The 14700-nt window shown below is 49.9% G+C and carries 14 protein-coding genes; 6 read left to right on the top strand and 8 right to left on the bottom strand.

Translation table 11 applies throughout. The annotated features are described in order from the left end of the window. Positions 1-7 precede the first annotated feature (7 nt). Both J2Y43_RS05850 and J2Y43_RS05845 read left to right on the top strand, forming a co-directional pair. Positions 8-1093, top strand: coding sequence for a Gfo/Idh/MocA family oxidoreductase (locus J2Y43_RS05850; RefSeq protein ID WP_309980827.1), 1086 nt, complete (start codon positions 8-10; stop codon positions 1091-1093). 9 nt (positions 1094-1102) lie between these two features. Then, positions 1103-1660: an acyl-CoA thioesterase gene (locus tag J2Y43_RS05845; RefSeq protein ID WP_223402051.1), complete on the top strand. Its 558-nt coding sequence runs from the start codon at positions 1103-1105 to the stop codon at positions 1658-1660. Between the two features lie 193 nt (positions 1661-1853). Here J2Y43_RS05845 and J2Y43_RS05840 read toward each other — a convergent pair whose 3' ends face one another. Beyond that, a complete protein-coding gene (locus J2Y43_RS05840) occupies positions 1854-3419 on the bottom strand; it encodes a helicase HerA-like domain-containing protein (RefSeq protein WP_106594337.1) in 1566 nt (521 codons plus the stop codon). 221 nt (positions 3420-3640) lie between these two features. Here J2Y43_RS05840 and J2Y43_RS05835 point away from each other — a divergent pair, with 221 nt between their 5' ends. The 4 genes from J2Y43_RS05835 to J2Y43_RS05820 all read left to right on the top strand — a co-directional run bounded on the left by J2Y43_RS05835 (position 3641) and on the right by J2Y43_RS05820 (position 8246). Further along, positions 3641-4645 (top strand): alpha-E domain-containing protein, encoded by a 1005-nt coding sequence (locus J2Y43_RS05835; protein ID WP_106594338.1) that lies wholly within the window; start codon positions 3641-3643, stop codon positions 4643-4645. A gap of 49 nt (positions 4646-4694) precedes the next feature. Further along, positions 4695-5435 (top strand): peptidase, encoded by a 741-nt coding sequence (locus J2Y43_RS05830; RefSeq protein WP_106594339.1) that lies wholly within the window; start codon positions 4695-4697, stop codon positions 5433-5435. 181 nt (positions 5436-5616) lie between these two features. After that, positions 5617-7020: a phosphoglucosamine mutase gene (glmM, locus tag J2Y43_RS05825; protein ID WP_309980828.1), complete on the top strand. Its 1404-nt coding sequence runs from the start codon at positions 5617-5619 to the stop codon at positions 7018-7020. A 77-nt stretch (positions 7021-7097) separates the two neighbouring features. Next, a complete protein-coding gene (locus tag J2Y43_RS05820; protein ID WP_309980829.1) occupies positions 7098-8246 on the top strand; it encodes a cysteine desulfurase family protein in 1149 nt (382 codons plus the stop codon). Between the two features lie 38 nt (positions 8247-8284). On the opposite strand, the gene hemH is transcribed toward J2Y43_RS05820, so the two are convergent. The 7 genes from hemH to J2Y43_RS05785 form a co-directional block, all read right to left on the bottom strand. Then, on the bottom strand, positions 8285-9358 hold the full coding sequence (hemH, locus tag J2Y43_RS05815; RefSeq protein ID WP_309980830.1) for a ferrochelatase: 1074 nt from the start codon (positions 9356-9358) through the stop codon (positions 8285-8287). A 77-nt stretch (positions 9359-9435) separates the two neighbouring features. After that, entirely contained in the window at positions 9436-10383 is a 948-nt protein-coding gene (locus J2Y43_RS05810) for an N-acetylornithine carbamoyltransferase (RefSeq protein WP_309980831.1), read from the bottom strand. A gap of 70 nt (positions 10384-10453) precedes the next feature. Next, a complete protein-coding gene (locus tag J2Y43_RS05805) occupies positions 10454-11590 on the bottom strand; it encodes an aminotransferase class III-fold pyridoxal phosphate-dependent enzyme (RefSeq protein ID WP_309980832.1) in 1137 nt (378 codons plus the stop codon). Positions 11591-11622: 32 nt separating this feature from the next. Continuing rightward, positions 11623-12630, bottom strand: a complete 1008-nt coding sequence (gene argC, locus J2Y43_RS05800; RefSeq protein ID WP_309980833.1) for an N-acetyl-gamma-glutamyl-phosphate reductase — start codon at positions 12628-12630, stop codon at positions 11623-11625. Between the two features lie 4 nt (positions 12631-12634). Further along, positions 12635-12997, bottom strand: coding sequence for a four helix bundle protein (locus J2Y43_RS05795; RefSeq protein ID WP_309980834.1), 363 nt, complete (start codon positions 12995-12997; stop codon positions 12635-12637). A 34-nt stretch (positions 12998-13031) separates the two neighbouring features. Beyond that, complete coding sequence (argG, locus tag J2Y43_RS05790) at positions 13032-14234, bottom strand: argininosuccinate synthase (protein WP_309980835.1); 1203 nt, start codon at positions 14232-14234, stop codon at positions 13032-13034. Between the two features lie 53 nt (positions 14235-14287). Continuing rightward, positions 14288-14692: a type II toxin-antitoxin system HigA family antitoxin gene (locus J2Y43_RS05785; RefSeq protein ID WP_223402075.1), complete on the bottom strand. Its 405-nt coding sequence runs from the start codon at positions 14690-14692 to the stop codon at positions 14288-14290. Positions 14693-14700: the final 8 nt, after the last annotated feature.

Genomic DNA, 14700 nt, shown 5'->3' with positions numbered 1-14700 from the left:
ACGAACGATGAGAACACTTGTAATCCTCTTTCTCGCATTCCTGAGCCTTTCTTCAATGGCGCAGAAACCTGTTCGCGTGGCAGTAGCGGGACTAAGCCACGGGCACGTCGGCTGGATTTTCAACCGGAAGGACAAAACGGACATTCAGCTGGTAGGGATCTGGGAAGCGAATCCCGACCTGGTGAAGCAGTTTACCGAACGCTACAAGCTCGATCCGAAGCTTTTTTATTCAGATCTGAACAAAATGCTCGATGAGGTTAAACCGGAAGCCGTTTCGGCATTCGGGGCGATTAATGAGCACGTGGTGGTAGTGCGCGCCTGTGCGCCGCGGAAGATCAACGTAATGGTAGAAAAACCGCTGGCAACCACATTTGCCGACGCGAAGGAAATCCAGAAGCTCGCGACACAGCATGGCGTCCACGTTCTCACTAACTATGAAACCTCGTGGTATGCGAGCAATCAGCACGTGAACCAGCTCATTCAGGATGGTAAACTCGGTGAAATCCGCAAGGTAATGGTCAACGATGGCCACCAGGGCCCGAAGGAAATCGGGGTTAGTAAGGAGTTTTTTGCTATTTTGACGGATCCGGTTAAGAATGGAGCCGGCGCCCTGGTGGATTTCGGTTGCTATGGTGCCAACCTCATGACCTGGCTCATGAAAGGCGAGCGGCCCCTTTCGGTAACTGCCGTGACACACCAGAATAAGCCGGACATTTATAAGAATGTGGACGATGAGGCCTCCATTATCCTGCAATATCCGAAGTCGCAATGCATTATCCAGGGCTCGTGGAACTGGTCTTTTGCGAGAAAAGACATGGAAGTATATGGTAACAAAGGCTACGCGATCGCCGTAAACCCTACCGTGGTACGCCAGCGTTTGCAGGAAAAGGCCCCTGAGGAAACGCTCAAACTCGACCCTCGCCCGGCACCTTATACGGATCCGTTCTCGGTACTGGCAGATGTCGTACAAGGCCGGATCAAGCTCGATCAGAACGACTTGTACGGATTGCCGGTGAATGTGACCGTCGTCGAGATACTGGAAACGGCCAAGGAGGCTGCTAAAACCGGTAAGACTATCTTTTTGAAAAAATAAAACATGCCCATGGAGCCCAGGCCCGTCAGTTTTTCCCAGACCACCCTCACCGAATTAATGATCCCTTCCTATGCCAATTTCGGCGGGAAAATCCACGGGGGCATATTGCTCTCCCTGATAGACAAGGTCGCGTATGCATGCGCATCACGGCACGCCGGGACTTACTGCGTGACAGTTTCGGTAGATGCCGTGGATTTTCTCGAACCGGTGGAGGTGGGCGATCTGGTGTCGCTGCATGCGTCGGTGAATTATGTCGGGAGGACTTCGCTGGTAGTGGGGATCCGCGTGGTAGCCGAGAATGTGCGGAACCGCTCGGTAAGGCACACCAACACTTCATACGTAACGATGGTTGCCAAAGACGACAATAACAAGCCGACCGTTGTGCCGGAGCTGGTATTGGAAAATGAGGACGACGCCCGCCGTTTCCTGGAAGCGATCAAGCGCCGGGAGCTGAAAGAGAAGTATCGGGACGCATTCGATAATGCCAAAACACGCCTCGATGTGCAGGATAACCTGGATAAATTAGCCGATCAGCGTTGCGTGATCGCTTATGATACCGATGTTTGATAACGGTGTTTAATTAGAATTGGTTATCACAAAAAGACAATGCAAAACAAATATTGCGGTGCGCTGCACCTTTTGTTTTGCTAATGCGAACTTATCTACTACAAATATTACGGCGCTCTGCACCTCACTTTTAGGTTGTAGAGCACCGTAATATTTGTAGATTAAAGGTGCAGGGCGCTGTAATAAGATTGCATTAGAACCCAAACAATCCCCCACTGCTCTTCCGGGACGTCGTTTTCTTGCCAAACAGCATTCCAAAAACGCCGCGTACTACCTCGCGGCCGATTTGCTTCGCCAGTGGGGAGTTGAGGGCGTCGGAAATCATGCTCGATTGCTCTTTCTCCTTTTTCGCCTCCACTTTCGCTTGCACCTCTGCTTCTTTCGCTTCGGTTTCCTTCCGTGCCTGCTCCTCCATCCGTTTGGTCAGGATTTCATAGGCACTTTCCGGGTCGATAGGGTCTTTGTATTTGGCATATACATCCGATTGTTGCACGTGCTTGTCGTAATCGGCCTGCACCATGGGTCCCATAATGGATGCCGGGGGCATTAAATGCGTGGCGGCAACTTCGGTAGGGATACCCTTTTCATTCAAAACGGTGATCAATGCCTGACCTATACCGAGCGTCGTCAGGACCTGGTCTATCGAATAGTAGTCCGATTTCGGATACGTTTTGACCGTTTGCTTCAATGCCTCGGCGTCCTGCGGCGTGAATGCGCGGAGCACGTGCTGCACGCGGTTACCCAGCTGCCCGAGTACGGATACCGGCACGTCCTGCGCCATTTGGGTACAGAAGAAGATACCCACACCTTTGGAACGGATCAGGCGGACAACCTGCTCGATCTGTTCGAGGAACGCCTTCGGAGCGTCTTTGAACAGCAAATGCGCCTCGTCGAGGAAGAATACAAGCTTCGGTTTGTCGAGATCGCCGGCTTCGGGCAGTTTGTGATATAATTCAGCCAAAAGGCTCAGCATGAACGTCGAGAATAGCGCGGGCTTGTCCTGCACGTCGGAGACATTCAGCAGGCTGATCACGCCCTGACCGTCGACCTTGTTGATCAAATCATCAATATCGAATGATTTTTCCCCGAAAATGGTGCCTACGCCCTGCTGCTCCAATGCGACGATCTTGCGCAGGATAGTACCTGCTGTGGAAGCTGAAATCGTACCGTAATCGGCTTTGATTTCAGCAGCGCCAGGGCCTTCTGCGAGGTAGTTGAGGACTTTTTTCAAGTCGTTCAGGTCTACCATCGGCAGGTCCTTGTCATCGGCATATTTGAACAGGATAGCGAGTACGCCGGCCTGGGTTTCGTTCAGTTCGAAGATTTTGGAAAGCAATATCGGCCCGAATTCCAGCACGGTCGCACGCATTTGTGCGCCTTTGTTGCCGCTTAGCGAATACAGTTCAACGGGAAATCCTTTCGGTTCGAAAACGGTACCGAGTATTTGGGCGCGTTCTTCGAGTGCTGCATTGGTCTTGCCCGGCTGTGCGATCCCCGAAAGGTCGCCTTTGATGTCGGACATGAAGACGGGTACGCCTGCCGCCGAAAGCTGCTCGGCAAACACCTGCAATGTGCGCGTTTTACCCGACCCCGTAGCTCCTGCCACGAGCCCGTGGCGGTTCATCATGCGCAAGGGAAGGTTCACGCGGGCCTCGCCGATGATCTCGCCGTCGAGAATGGCCGACCCCAAATGAATTACAGGTTTGTCAGTTTGATAAGATTTCTGAATTGCTGCAATAAATTGTTCTTTCTTTGACACAGAAAATACGGGTTATGGTTTGATGAAAGGTTAAGTTACAAATTTTAAAGGTTTCGGGAAGATTCCAAGGCAGGGAAGCGAATTATTGTAGAATAATAATTTGTGAGGAAATAATATAACTTTTTGCATATGCTTGTATTTGCAAAATATTATTAGGTATTTTGGTTTGATCGCATTAGAATTATTCTGAGTTGTATTTTTAGAGACATTACTTTCCACTTATGTTGAGCCGCGTTGCGAATTCTATTTACTGGATGAATCGTTACATGGAACGGGTCGAGAATTACGCCCGTTTCGTGGGAGTTAATTTTAACCTGGCCCTGGATCTTCCGCCCGATGTGGACGAACAATGGGAGCCGTTACTGATCGCAACGGCCGATCACTTTCTATTCTATAAGTATTACGACAAGCCTACAAAGGAGGACGTCATTCATTTCATGACGTTCGATAAACGCAACCCGAACTCGATCATCAGCTGCCTCTACGAAGCCCGTGAGAATGCACGGACGATCCGTGAGACGATCTCGAAGGAAATGTGGGAGAGTATCAACACTTTCTATCTGGCTATCAAAGGCACCTCGCCCGACGATTTCCGGAACATGGACCATATGCAATCGTATTTCACGGACATCCGGAAAAATTGCCAGCTTTTCCATGGCGTAGTCGATTCGTCGATCACGCGCAACGAGGCCTGGCATTTCGGACGGCTGGGCCGGCACATCGAGCGCGCCGACAAATGCTCGCGCTTCCTGGACGTGAAGTATTTTACGCTATTGCAGGATTCGGGTACCTCGGGTTCTACGCTGGATTTAATGCTTTGGACCGCGGTGCTGAAATCGGTGAGCGCCTATAACATGTACCGGCAGACGCACCGCGCGTTGACGCCGATGAATATCGTGGCGTTCCTGATCCTGGACAAGCTCTTCCCGCGCTCGATCGCGTATTGTGTGCGCCAGGCGGAACTTTCGTTGTATGCCATTGCCGGCTCCATTCCTGAGCGCGGCTATACCAACCCGGCTGAGCGGGCATTGAGCAAGATCAGGAGTGAACTGGAATTCACGGATGTGGAAGATGTTTTCAAAATGGGACTGCACGATTACCTCGATAAGTTCCAGATTAAGAACAACGAAGTGGATAACAAAATCTTCGATATGTACTTCGGATTGGAGACCGGGCAATCGCAAAGCCAGAGCCAGGGGCATTTCAAAAGCCAGTGGATGAACTGATCAAAACTTTTATATCTTAGCGACTCTATCATTTTTGAGCCGCTAAGACATGACATATTGCCTGGGTATCAAAGTCGCATCCGGCCTGGTGGCCATTGCCGACACGCGCCTTACTTCCGGAACCGAAGTTTCGACGAATAAGAAAGTGTCTGTTTATCAATCCGATAAGCATTCTATTTTCGTAATGACCTCGGGGCTGAGGTCGGTGCGGGACAAGGCTATTACCTATTTCAAAGAAGTCCTGGAAGAGCGGGACACTTCATTCGACAAGCTTTACAAGGCTGTCAACGCATTGGGGCAGCAGGTGCGGCGGGTGGCCGACGAGGACCGTTATGCGCTGAACAATGCGGGGCTGGTATTCAACCTGTTTGCGATCGTAGGCGGGCAACTCGAACACGATTCAGAGCACAAGCTTTTTCTGTTATATCCCGAAGGCAACTGGGTGGAGGTGGGCGACGGTTCGCCGTTTATCATCATCGGTAATTCGGGTTACGGGAAACCGCTGCTGTACCGGAGCCTCAAATTCGATTCCTCGATGCAGGACGCTCTGAAGATCGGCTTCCTGTCGTTCGATTCTACAAGAGTCAGCTCCAATGACGTGGATTACCCGATAGATGTCGTCATGTACGAAAAGGATTCGTTCCAGCTTGTGGAGCACCGTTTCGAGAAAGACGACCTCGACTATGTAGGCAAGCAGTGGAGTGCGTTATTGAGCAATTCCGTACAAAAATTGTCGTTGGAGTGGATGGACCCCGTATTCGGCAAAATGGGAGAAACTACAAAGGCGTAACCGCTTGTTTTAGCCTGAAAATGTATATAATGGCTGGTTTTCCGGGGAATCATTTAAGTAGTGAAGAAACGGAATGTGAGAGTCCAGAAACTCAATTGTAGTTTTTTGTTTGTAGAAAAATCTAATTGCGGAGAGGGAATTTAGTATTTTTGCAACCAAACATAAAGAGGAATTCTAGATCGTGACGTTAATTAAATCTATCTCAGGAATCAGGGGAATAGTGGGAGGAAAATCGGGTGAGGCGCTGACTCCGATTGATGTTGTTAAGTTTGCTGCTGCATACGGGACATGGGTGAGGCGTACAAATCCACAGAATCTTAAGGTGGTGATCGGCAGGGATGCCAGGCTTTCCGGTGAAATGGTAAGCCGCCTGGTAGCCGGTACTTTGCAGGGTGTAGGGCTGAATGTGCTCGACCTTGGCCTTTCCACTACTCCGACTGTCGAGATAGCCGTGAAAGCGGAAGGTGCGGCGGGAGGTATCATCCTTACAGCAAGCCACAACCCGATCCAGTGGAACGCCCTTAAACTGCTCAACCACGAAGGAGAATTCATATCGGAAGCCGAAGGCGCCGAGGTGCTCCGCATTGCCGACGAGGAAGATTTCCTTTTCCCGGATGTAAAAAAACTGGGAAGCTACGCATCGGACAACACTTATCTTCAAAAGCATATCGACCACGTTTTGTCGCTGGCACTCGTGGATGTGGAGGCGATCAAAAATGCGAATTTCAAAATCGTCGTAGATGCCGTCAACTCAACCGGGGGCATCGCGGTACCGTTTTTGCTCGAAGCATTGGGTGTTGATCCCAAGAATATCAAGAAACTGAACTGTGAACCGACCGGTAATTTCGCGCATAATCCCGAGCCGCTGTCGGAGCATTTGCACGATATCAGCAAAGAGCTCAACAATGGCTCTTACAACCTGGGTATCGTCGTGGATCCGGATGTGGACAGGCTTGCGCTGATGTGCGAGGATGGTACGCCGTTTGGAGAAGAATACACGTTGGTTGCCGTGGCGGATTATGTTTTGAAACATACACCGGGCAATACGGTTTCCAACCTTTCATCGACTGCTGCATTGCGCGACGTCACCATCAAAGCCGGCGGCCAATACCTGGCATCGGCGGTAGGAGAGGTAAACGTGGTGAACGCGATGAAAGCCAACAACGCGGTAATCGGAGGCGAAGGCAACGGAGGGGTGATTTACCCTGAAAGCCACTACGGCCGCGATGCATTGGTGGGTATCGCATTGTTCCTGACGCATTTGGCGAAATCGGGGAAGAAAGCTTCGGTTTTGAGAAGATCTTATCCGAACTATTATATTTCGAAAAACAAGATCGAACTCACACCGGAGATCAACGTCGACAACATTCTCGACCGTATCCAGACGCGTTATTCGAAACAGCCTGTGAACACGGTTGACGGTGTGCGTATCGAATTCGATCGCGAATGGGTGCATTTGCGCCGGTCGAACACCGAGCCGATCATCCGAATTTACTCGGAATCGGAAACGCAGACGACCGCGACCAGCCTTGCCAATAAGATCATTTCCGATATCAAGGAGATTATTTCGGAACCGAAGAAATAATAAAGCTGTTGCTAAGCTAATTTGGGTCACTTGTTGTCTGAACTGACAATGAGTGATCTTTCTAATTTTATATCCCAATGAAAGTCTATCTGGACAATGCGGCTACGACGCAGCTGGACCCTGAGGTCCTGGAAGCCATGCTGCCGCTGATGACCGAGCAATTCGGTAATCCCTCTTCCATTCATTCATACGGCCGTGCCGTGCGTTCGTCTATCGAGCGGGCCAGAAAGAATATCGCAGCGATCCTGAATGCGGCACCAGCCGAGATATTTTTCACATCCGGCGGCACTGAGGCCGATAACACGGCCATCCGTTCGAGCATCGAGACATTTGGCCTGAAACACGCCATTACCTCACGCATTGAGCACCACGCGGTATTGCACACGTTGGAGCACCTCAAAAAGCTGGGTGTCATCGAGCTGAGTTTTGTGAATTTGAATGCAAAAGGAGAGGTCGATCTCGAACATCTGGAAGCATTGCTGGCTTCGAAACCGCGTTCACTGGTTTCCTTAATGCATGGCAACAACGAAATCGGTAACCTGCTTGACCTGGAAACTGCTGGTGATATTTGCGAGAAATACGACGCTATTTTTCACTGCGACACCGTGCAGACGATGGGCCATTACCGCCACGATCTGCAAAAACTGAAAACGAATTTTATCGTCGGTGCGGCGCACAAGTTCAACGGTCCGAAAGGGATTGGATTCTTGTACGTTCGTCCGGGAATAAAAATCAATCCTTTCGTGCACGGGGGCGCGCAGGAGCGCAACATGCGCGGGGGGACCGAGAACATTTACGGCATTGTAGGCTTGGCAAAAGCACTGGAAATAGCTTACCGCGATATGGATGCACACCGCACACACATCGAAGGCCTAAAAAGCCGTATGATAGGGAAATTGAAGGAAGGCATCGAAGGCGTAGCATTCAATGGTAATTCAGCCGATTTGGATAAAAGTCTTTATACGGTTCTGAATGTGAGCCTGCCGCCGTCGGATATCAGCGATATGCTGCTGTTCAACCTCGACATTGCCGGAATCGCCGTTTCTGGCGGTAGCGCGTGTTCGAGCGGTACCGATATCGGTTCACATGTTTTGAATGAACTTAAAATCGATGAAAACCGTGCTAATGTGCGTTTCTCGTTCGGGAAGTACAATACGGAAGCCGAAATCGACTATGCGGCTGAGACGCTGATCGGCCTTTACAAGAAAGAAAGCATTATTTTATAGAGGTATCCCCTCTAAAAAGCCGAAACCCGGCCCCTGAATCAGGCGGCCGGGTTTTTAATGATGTCTTCAAGGCATTCGACCCAAATATCGCTGTCGTTGAGACTCTCGACGAGCTGCCAATGCACCCCGCCTTCTTTCTCGAACATTTCTTTATATTCTTCGCCTACTTCAATCGTCGTTTCCAGGCAGTCGGCAACGAATGCCGGGGAGAACGCTAACGCGCTTTTGACGCCTTTCTTTGTCAATTCGGGGATTACCTCGTCGGTGTAAGGCTTGATCCACGGATTTTTGCCCAATCTCGACTGGAAGCAGGTCGTATACTTACCTTCAGGGATACCCATACCTTTCACCAGCAAACGCGTCGTTTCAAAACATTGGGCGCGGTAGCAATGCTGGTTGCGGTGATCGAGCTTGTCGCAGCAGCTCCCGAACTGGCAAAAGCTGCCGGTAACATCGCCTTTGGTGATCTGCCGCTCGGGCAAGCCGTGGTAGCTGAACACGAAATGATCGTAGTCGTGCTGGGCCATGTATTTTTTACCCAAATCCACGAACCCTTTAATGAACTTAGGATGTTCGAGGAAACGGTTCACGAACCGGATCTCGGGCAGTACTTCCCAGTCTTTCACTACGCGCATCACTTCCTTATACACCGAACCGGTGGAAGCGGACGCATATTGCGGGAAGAATGGCACGACGATAATTTCCGTCAGGCATTCCTTGCGCAATGCAGTCAATGCTTTTTCAATGCTCGGGTTCTGGTAGCGCATGGCGAGTTCAACCACATAATCATTGCCGAGTACCTTTTGCAATTTATCTTTCACCGAATACCCGTAGGTTTTCAAAGGAGACCCATCAGGTTTCCAAAGCTGCTGGTAAACCTTCGCCGACTTTGGAGCGCGGAATGGTGCGATGATGAGGTTGATCAGGAACCAGCGGTTCAGGTACGGAATGTCGATCACGCGCTCGTCCATCAGGAACTGGCGCAGGTACTTGCGTACATCGGGCACCGACGGGCTGTCGGGCGTGCCAAGGTTCACGATTAATACGCCGGTTTTGCGGACCTCATCCAGCGTTGTAGTATCGAAGGGTTGAGCCAATGTGGTTGTACTCATTTCATTAACAGTTTCATGATGGGAAGTGGTCGTCAATGGCCGCTTCCTTATGTATTTCAGTCTTGCAAAAATAGCGATTACAATCCTAACAAGACTTCTTTCAATGCCGCCTGCGCCGACCATTCGCGGTTGGCGGCTTGCTCGATCACCAGCGAACGGGGACCGTCGAGTACTTCGTCGGCTACCTTCATATTCCGGCGCACGGGCAGGCAGTGCATGAATTTACCATTGTCGGTCAGAGCCATTTTTGCTTCGGTGATCATCCACGACGGATCGGTGTTCAGCACATGGCCGTAGCTGTTGTATGACGACCAGTTTTTGCCATATACAAAATCCGCGCCTTCCAAGGCCGTGTCCTGGTCATAGATCACCTGGCCTCTGCCAACAAAATCGGGTGAGAGGTCGTAACCCTCCGGGTGCGTGATCACGAAGTCCACATCCATCGGGTTCATCCATTCGCAGAACGAGTTAGCCACGGCTTGTGGCAATGCCTTGAAATGCGGCAGCCAGGTAAGGACCACTTTCGGGCGCTTTTTGAGCTTGAATTCTTCGATCGTAATGCAGTCGGCCAGCGATTGCAGCGGGTGCCGTGTCGCCGATTCGAGGTTTACGATCGGGGCATTTGCATATTTTTTGAACTGCTGGAAAACAATTTCGGAATAGTCCTTATCGCGGTCTTGCAAACCTGCGAAGGAGCGGATGCCGATGATATCGCAATAGCTACCGATCACAGCGGCGGCTTCCTTCACGTGCTCTGCCTTGTCGCCATTCATGATCACACCTTCCTCCATTTCGAGTCCCCAACCATCCTGGCCGACATTCATGGTAATCACATTCAAACCAAGGTTCTGGGCAGCTTTCTGGGTGCTGATCCTCGTCCTTAAACTCGAATTGAAAAACAACAGGCCTATGGTTTTGTTTTTTCCAAGCGTCTGATCTGCAAACGGATCTTTTTTGGCTGCGATACCGCTGCTGATGAGCTGTGGGAGGTCGGTGACGTCTTTAATGGAAAGAAAGTGTTTCATTCAGGTTAAAATTTCGGAGATAGGTGTTCCTATTCTCAACTAGGACAAGGATGGTATTAGTTCAAAAAAATCAAACAGCCGCGACAGATACTTCTTTTTTCAATGCTTCGAGGAAGAGATCAGCCTCCGTTTTGCCCAATGCGAGCGATGGCAGCAGACGGATCGTGTTCGCGCCGGCAACGCCTGTGAACATTTTGTGTTCAAACAAAAGCTTGTTGCGCAGGTCCTTTACGGGGAAATCATACTCGATCCCGATCATCAGCCCGCGGCCTCTCAATTCTTTATACCCGCCAATCGCCTTAATGCCTTCGAACAGGTAATCACCGATCTCAGCGGCATTCGCGATCAGGTTTTCTTCCTTCATAATATCCAGTACTGCCACGCCGGCTGCGCAAGCCAGGTGGTTGCCGCCGAATGTCGTTCCCAGCAAACCGTAGCTCGCTTTGAACTTCGGAGAAATCAGGATTCCGCCGATCGGGAAGCCGTTGCCCATTCCTTTCGCCATCGACATAATATCCGGCGTAATGCCGCTGAACTGGTGCGAGAAGAACTTGCCTGTCCGTCCGTAGCCGCATTGCACGCTGTCGAGGATCAGGATGGCGCCGGTTTCGTCGCATTTGCGTCTCAAAGTTTGTAAAAACTCATCCGTACAAACATTGATGCCGCCTACGCCCTGGATGCCTTCCACGATCACCGCGCAAACCTCGTCGGTAATGCCTTCTTCTGCCGCAACTGCGTCGTTGAATGGCAGGAAAGTTACGTGCTCCTTGTAATTCACAGGTGCAACTATCGACGGGTTGTCCGTGGCCGCTACTGCACCTGCCGTACGGCCATGGAACGACTTCGTGAAAGAAATCACCTTTGTTCTACCATTGTGGAACGAAGCGAGCTTCAATGCATTCTCATTGGCTTCGGCGCCCGAGTTGCAGAGGAACAGTTTGTAGTCAGGGTAACCCGAAAGCTCCCCCAGCTTCACCGCCAGCTCTTCCTGAATGGAGATTTTGACTGAATTGGAATAAAAACTGATCGCATTCAGCTGCTTCGTCAGCTTATCTACATAATAAGGATGGCAATGGCCAACCGAAATCACCGCGTGGCCGCCGTAAAGGTCGAGGTACTTGGTGCCATGCTGGTCCCAGAGGTAGCTTCCTTCGGCTTTCACCGGTTCTATATCGTAAATGGGGTAGACGTCAAAAAGGTGTGACATTGTGTGATCTTATTTAAGATGCTAAAAATGAATTAAAACGCCGGTGCTTTCAACCGAAGCCCTGCATCCTCCGGTAAACCGAACAGCAGGTTCATATTCTGCACCGCCTGCCCCGACGCACCTTTGGTGAGGTTATCGATAATGCTGGTGATCAGCAGTTGGCCATCGTGCACTTCCAGGTGAACGAAGCATTTGTTGGTATTCACGATTTGCTTCAAATCAATCGGCATATCGCTTACGTGCGTGAACGGGTGCGAGGCATAAAAGTCTTTGTAGAGTGCCTTCGCTTCTTCCAAAGTGCCTTCAAAACGAGTGTACACATTGGCCATAATGCCGCGCGTGTAGTCACCGCGATAGGGCACGAAGTTCACCGGCTTATCGAAACCTGCCTGCAATTTGCCGAAAGTCATTTTGATCTCGGTCAAATGCTGGTGCGTGAATGCCTTGTAAATCGACATGTTGTTGTTCCGCCAGGTGAAATGCGTGGTCGCGCTCAATGCTTGTCCCGCGCCCGTACTACCCGTTACCGCGCTCACGTGAATGTCGTCTTTGATCAAACCCGCATTAGCCAGTGGTAAAACGGCCAATTCGATGCTTGTCGCAAAGCAGCCCGGGTTAGCGATTTTGGTCGCACCCTTGATCTGCTCGCGCTGTAATTCCGGCAAGCCGTACACAAAGCCGTTCGACTCGTTCCGGAAATCAGTGCTGAGATCGATTACCTTCACCGTTGCCGGCAATTGATATTCGTCCAGAAATTTCTTCGATTCGCCGTGGCCGGAGCAGAGAAAAATCGCATTCAAATCTTGCTGATCGAGTAATGGCTGAATGTCATCCCCGGAAAATACCAGTTCTGTATCGCCCAGCAGATCCGTATGCGTCGCATACACCGGCTTGCCAGCCTGGCTTTTGCTATGCGCGAATGCGATGGCGACGTTCGGGTGGTTTACCAGGATTCGGAGCAATTCCCCTCCGGTATAACCTGCCGCGCCGATAATGCCAATGTTTAGAGAGTTTATGAGTTTATGAGTTAATGAGTCCATATTTTTAGTCTTGCGAAGAGCGTACCGTTTTTATAAGGGAAATAAGCATCGCTTTAATTTCCTTTATTTCCAGGTCACGACTCTCAAATACTTCAATAGTAATGTAATTGAGGTCTCGTGAGAGCAAAAGATAGTATTCTGTTTCATGAAGAGACCCCAATGATATTTGAAAAAACTTTGCAATGTCGAGTGTACCCTTCTTGCCACAGCCTTCGGCCAAGTTGGCTGGTACCGATACTGCGGAACGTCGCATTTGAGATATGAGGCCGAATGTTTCAGTTTTCGGGAAATCGTCAGTCAGCTTGTAAATCTCGAGTACAAATGCATGAGACTTCTGCCAAACCTTTAGTTCCTGATAATTTTGCATTCGACTAACTCATAAACTTTGAACACTAAACTCTCTACTTTTCCACCGAATCACTCACCTTACCATAAATCATCACCTGGTTCGAAGCTACTTTCGAGAAGCCGCGAACGTCGTCGCCGGTCCATGCATTGTTCATTTCGCCATAGCTGCCGAATTTGGATGACATCAGGTCGTAAGGCGATTCGATACCTTCTACGTGGAAGCGGTGTGGCGCAAGGTACACATGAACTTTACCTGTTACATGCGACTGCGTATCGCCCAGGAATGTCTCAATATTACGCATCACAGGCTCTACAAACTGGCCTTTGTGCAGCAAGCTGCCGTACCAGTTGGCAAGCTGTTCTTTCCAGTACAATTGTTGTTCTGTCAAAACATGCTTTTCAAGCGTATGGTGCGCTTTGATGATGATTAGCGGAGCCGCTGCTTCGAAACCTACTCGGCCTTTGATACCGATAATAGTATCGCCCACGTGAATATCACGGCCGATGCCGAACGGCTGAGCGATTTCCGCCAGCTTTTGAATCGCCGTTACAGAGTTTTCAAAAGTTTCGCCGGCAACGCCTTTCAATTCACCACCTACAAATTCCAGCGTAATGCGCTCCGGCTCCGTTTTGGTGATTTGGGTAGGCCATGCCGATTCAGGCAGGTATTGGTCGGAGGTCAATGTCTCCTTGCCGCCTACCGAGGTTCCCCAAAGACCTTTATTAATGCTGTATGCGGCTTTGGTCCAGTCGCGGGAAACGCCTTTGGCAGTCAGGTATTCGATTTCGGCCTCGCGTGAAAGTTTCAGGTCACGGATCGGCGTGATGATCTCAGCCTCAGGAACAATAATGCGGAATGCCATATCGAAACGCACCTGGTCGTTGCCAGCTCCTGTACTTCCGTGTGCAATGGCGCTGGCGCCGATTTCTTTGGCATATTCAGCCACTGCAACCGCCTGGAAAATACGCTCAGCGCTTACCGAAAGCGGATAAGTATTGTTTTTCAGGATATTACCGAAGATCAGGTATTTGATACAATCATTGTAATATTCTTTGGTTTTGGAAATTGTGGCATGTTGCTTCACGCCCAAAGCATAGGCATTCGCTTCGATCGTTTTCAGCTCTTCGTCCGAAAAACCACCGGTGTCAACCAAAACCGAGTAAACTTCATAACCTCTGTCTTCGGCTAAATATTTTACACAAAAGGAGGTATCAAGTCCCCCTGAAAACGCTAATACTACTTTGGGCTGTGACATTTTTTATTGGTATGGATACTGATTCTAAAACTGTTATTTTTCTAAACTATATTTCAACTTGCTGCCAAAAGCGTTTCCGCCGGAATGCCAAGGTTCTTGCTGATTTCCCGGATCATCTTAATGGTCAGGTTCCGCTTTTTATTCAATACTTCCGAAACCCGGTTTTCGCCACCGAAATAAGGAGCGACGTCTTTCCTGCTCAAATGCAGTTGCTCCATTCGTTCCTTAATCGCCTCGATAGGGTCGGGTTTAGGCATTGGGTAGTGCTTTTTCTCATAATCAATCGCCAGCACGGTGATGGCTTCCAGAATATCCAGTGCCTTTTTACGCTCAGCTTCATTTTCCAGCAAATCGGCATCCATCAGCGCATTAATCACCTTCCCGGCTTCTTCGAAGTCGGCTTGATTAGTGATCGGCTTAATGGTGATCTCATTTAAATTGATTGCTAGTGCGCTCATTATTTGTG

This window comes from Dyadobacter sp. BE31, assembly GCF_031457695.1.
Classification (GTDB): Bacteria; Bacteroidota; Bacteroidia; order Cytophagales; family Spirosomataceae; genus Dyadobacter.
This window is presented reverse-complemented; position numbering and strand designations above follow the sequence as displayed.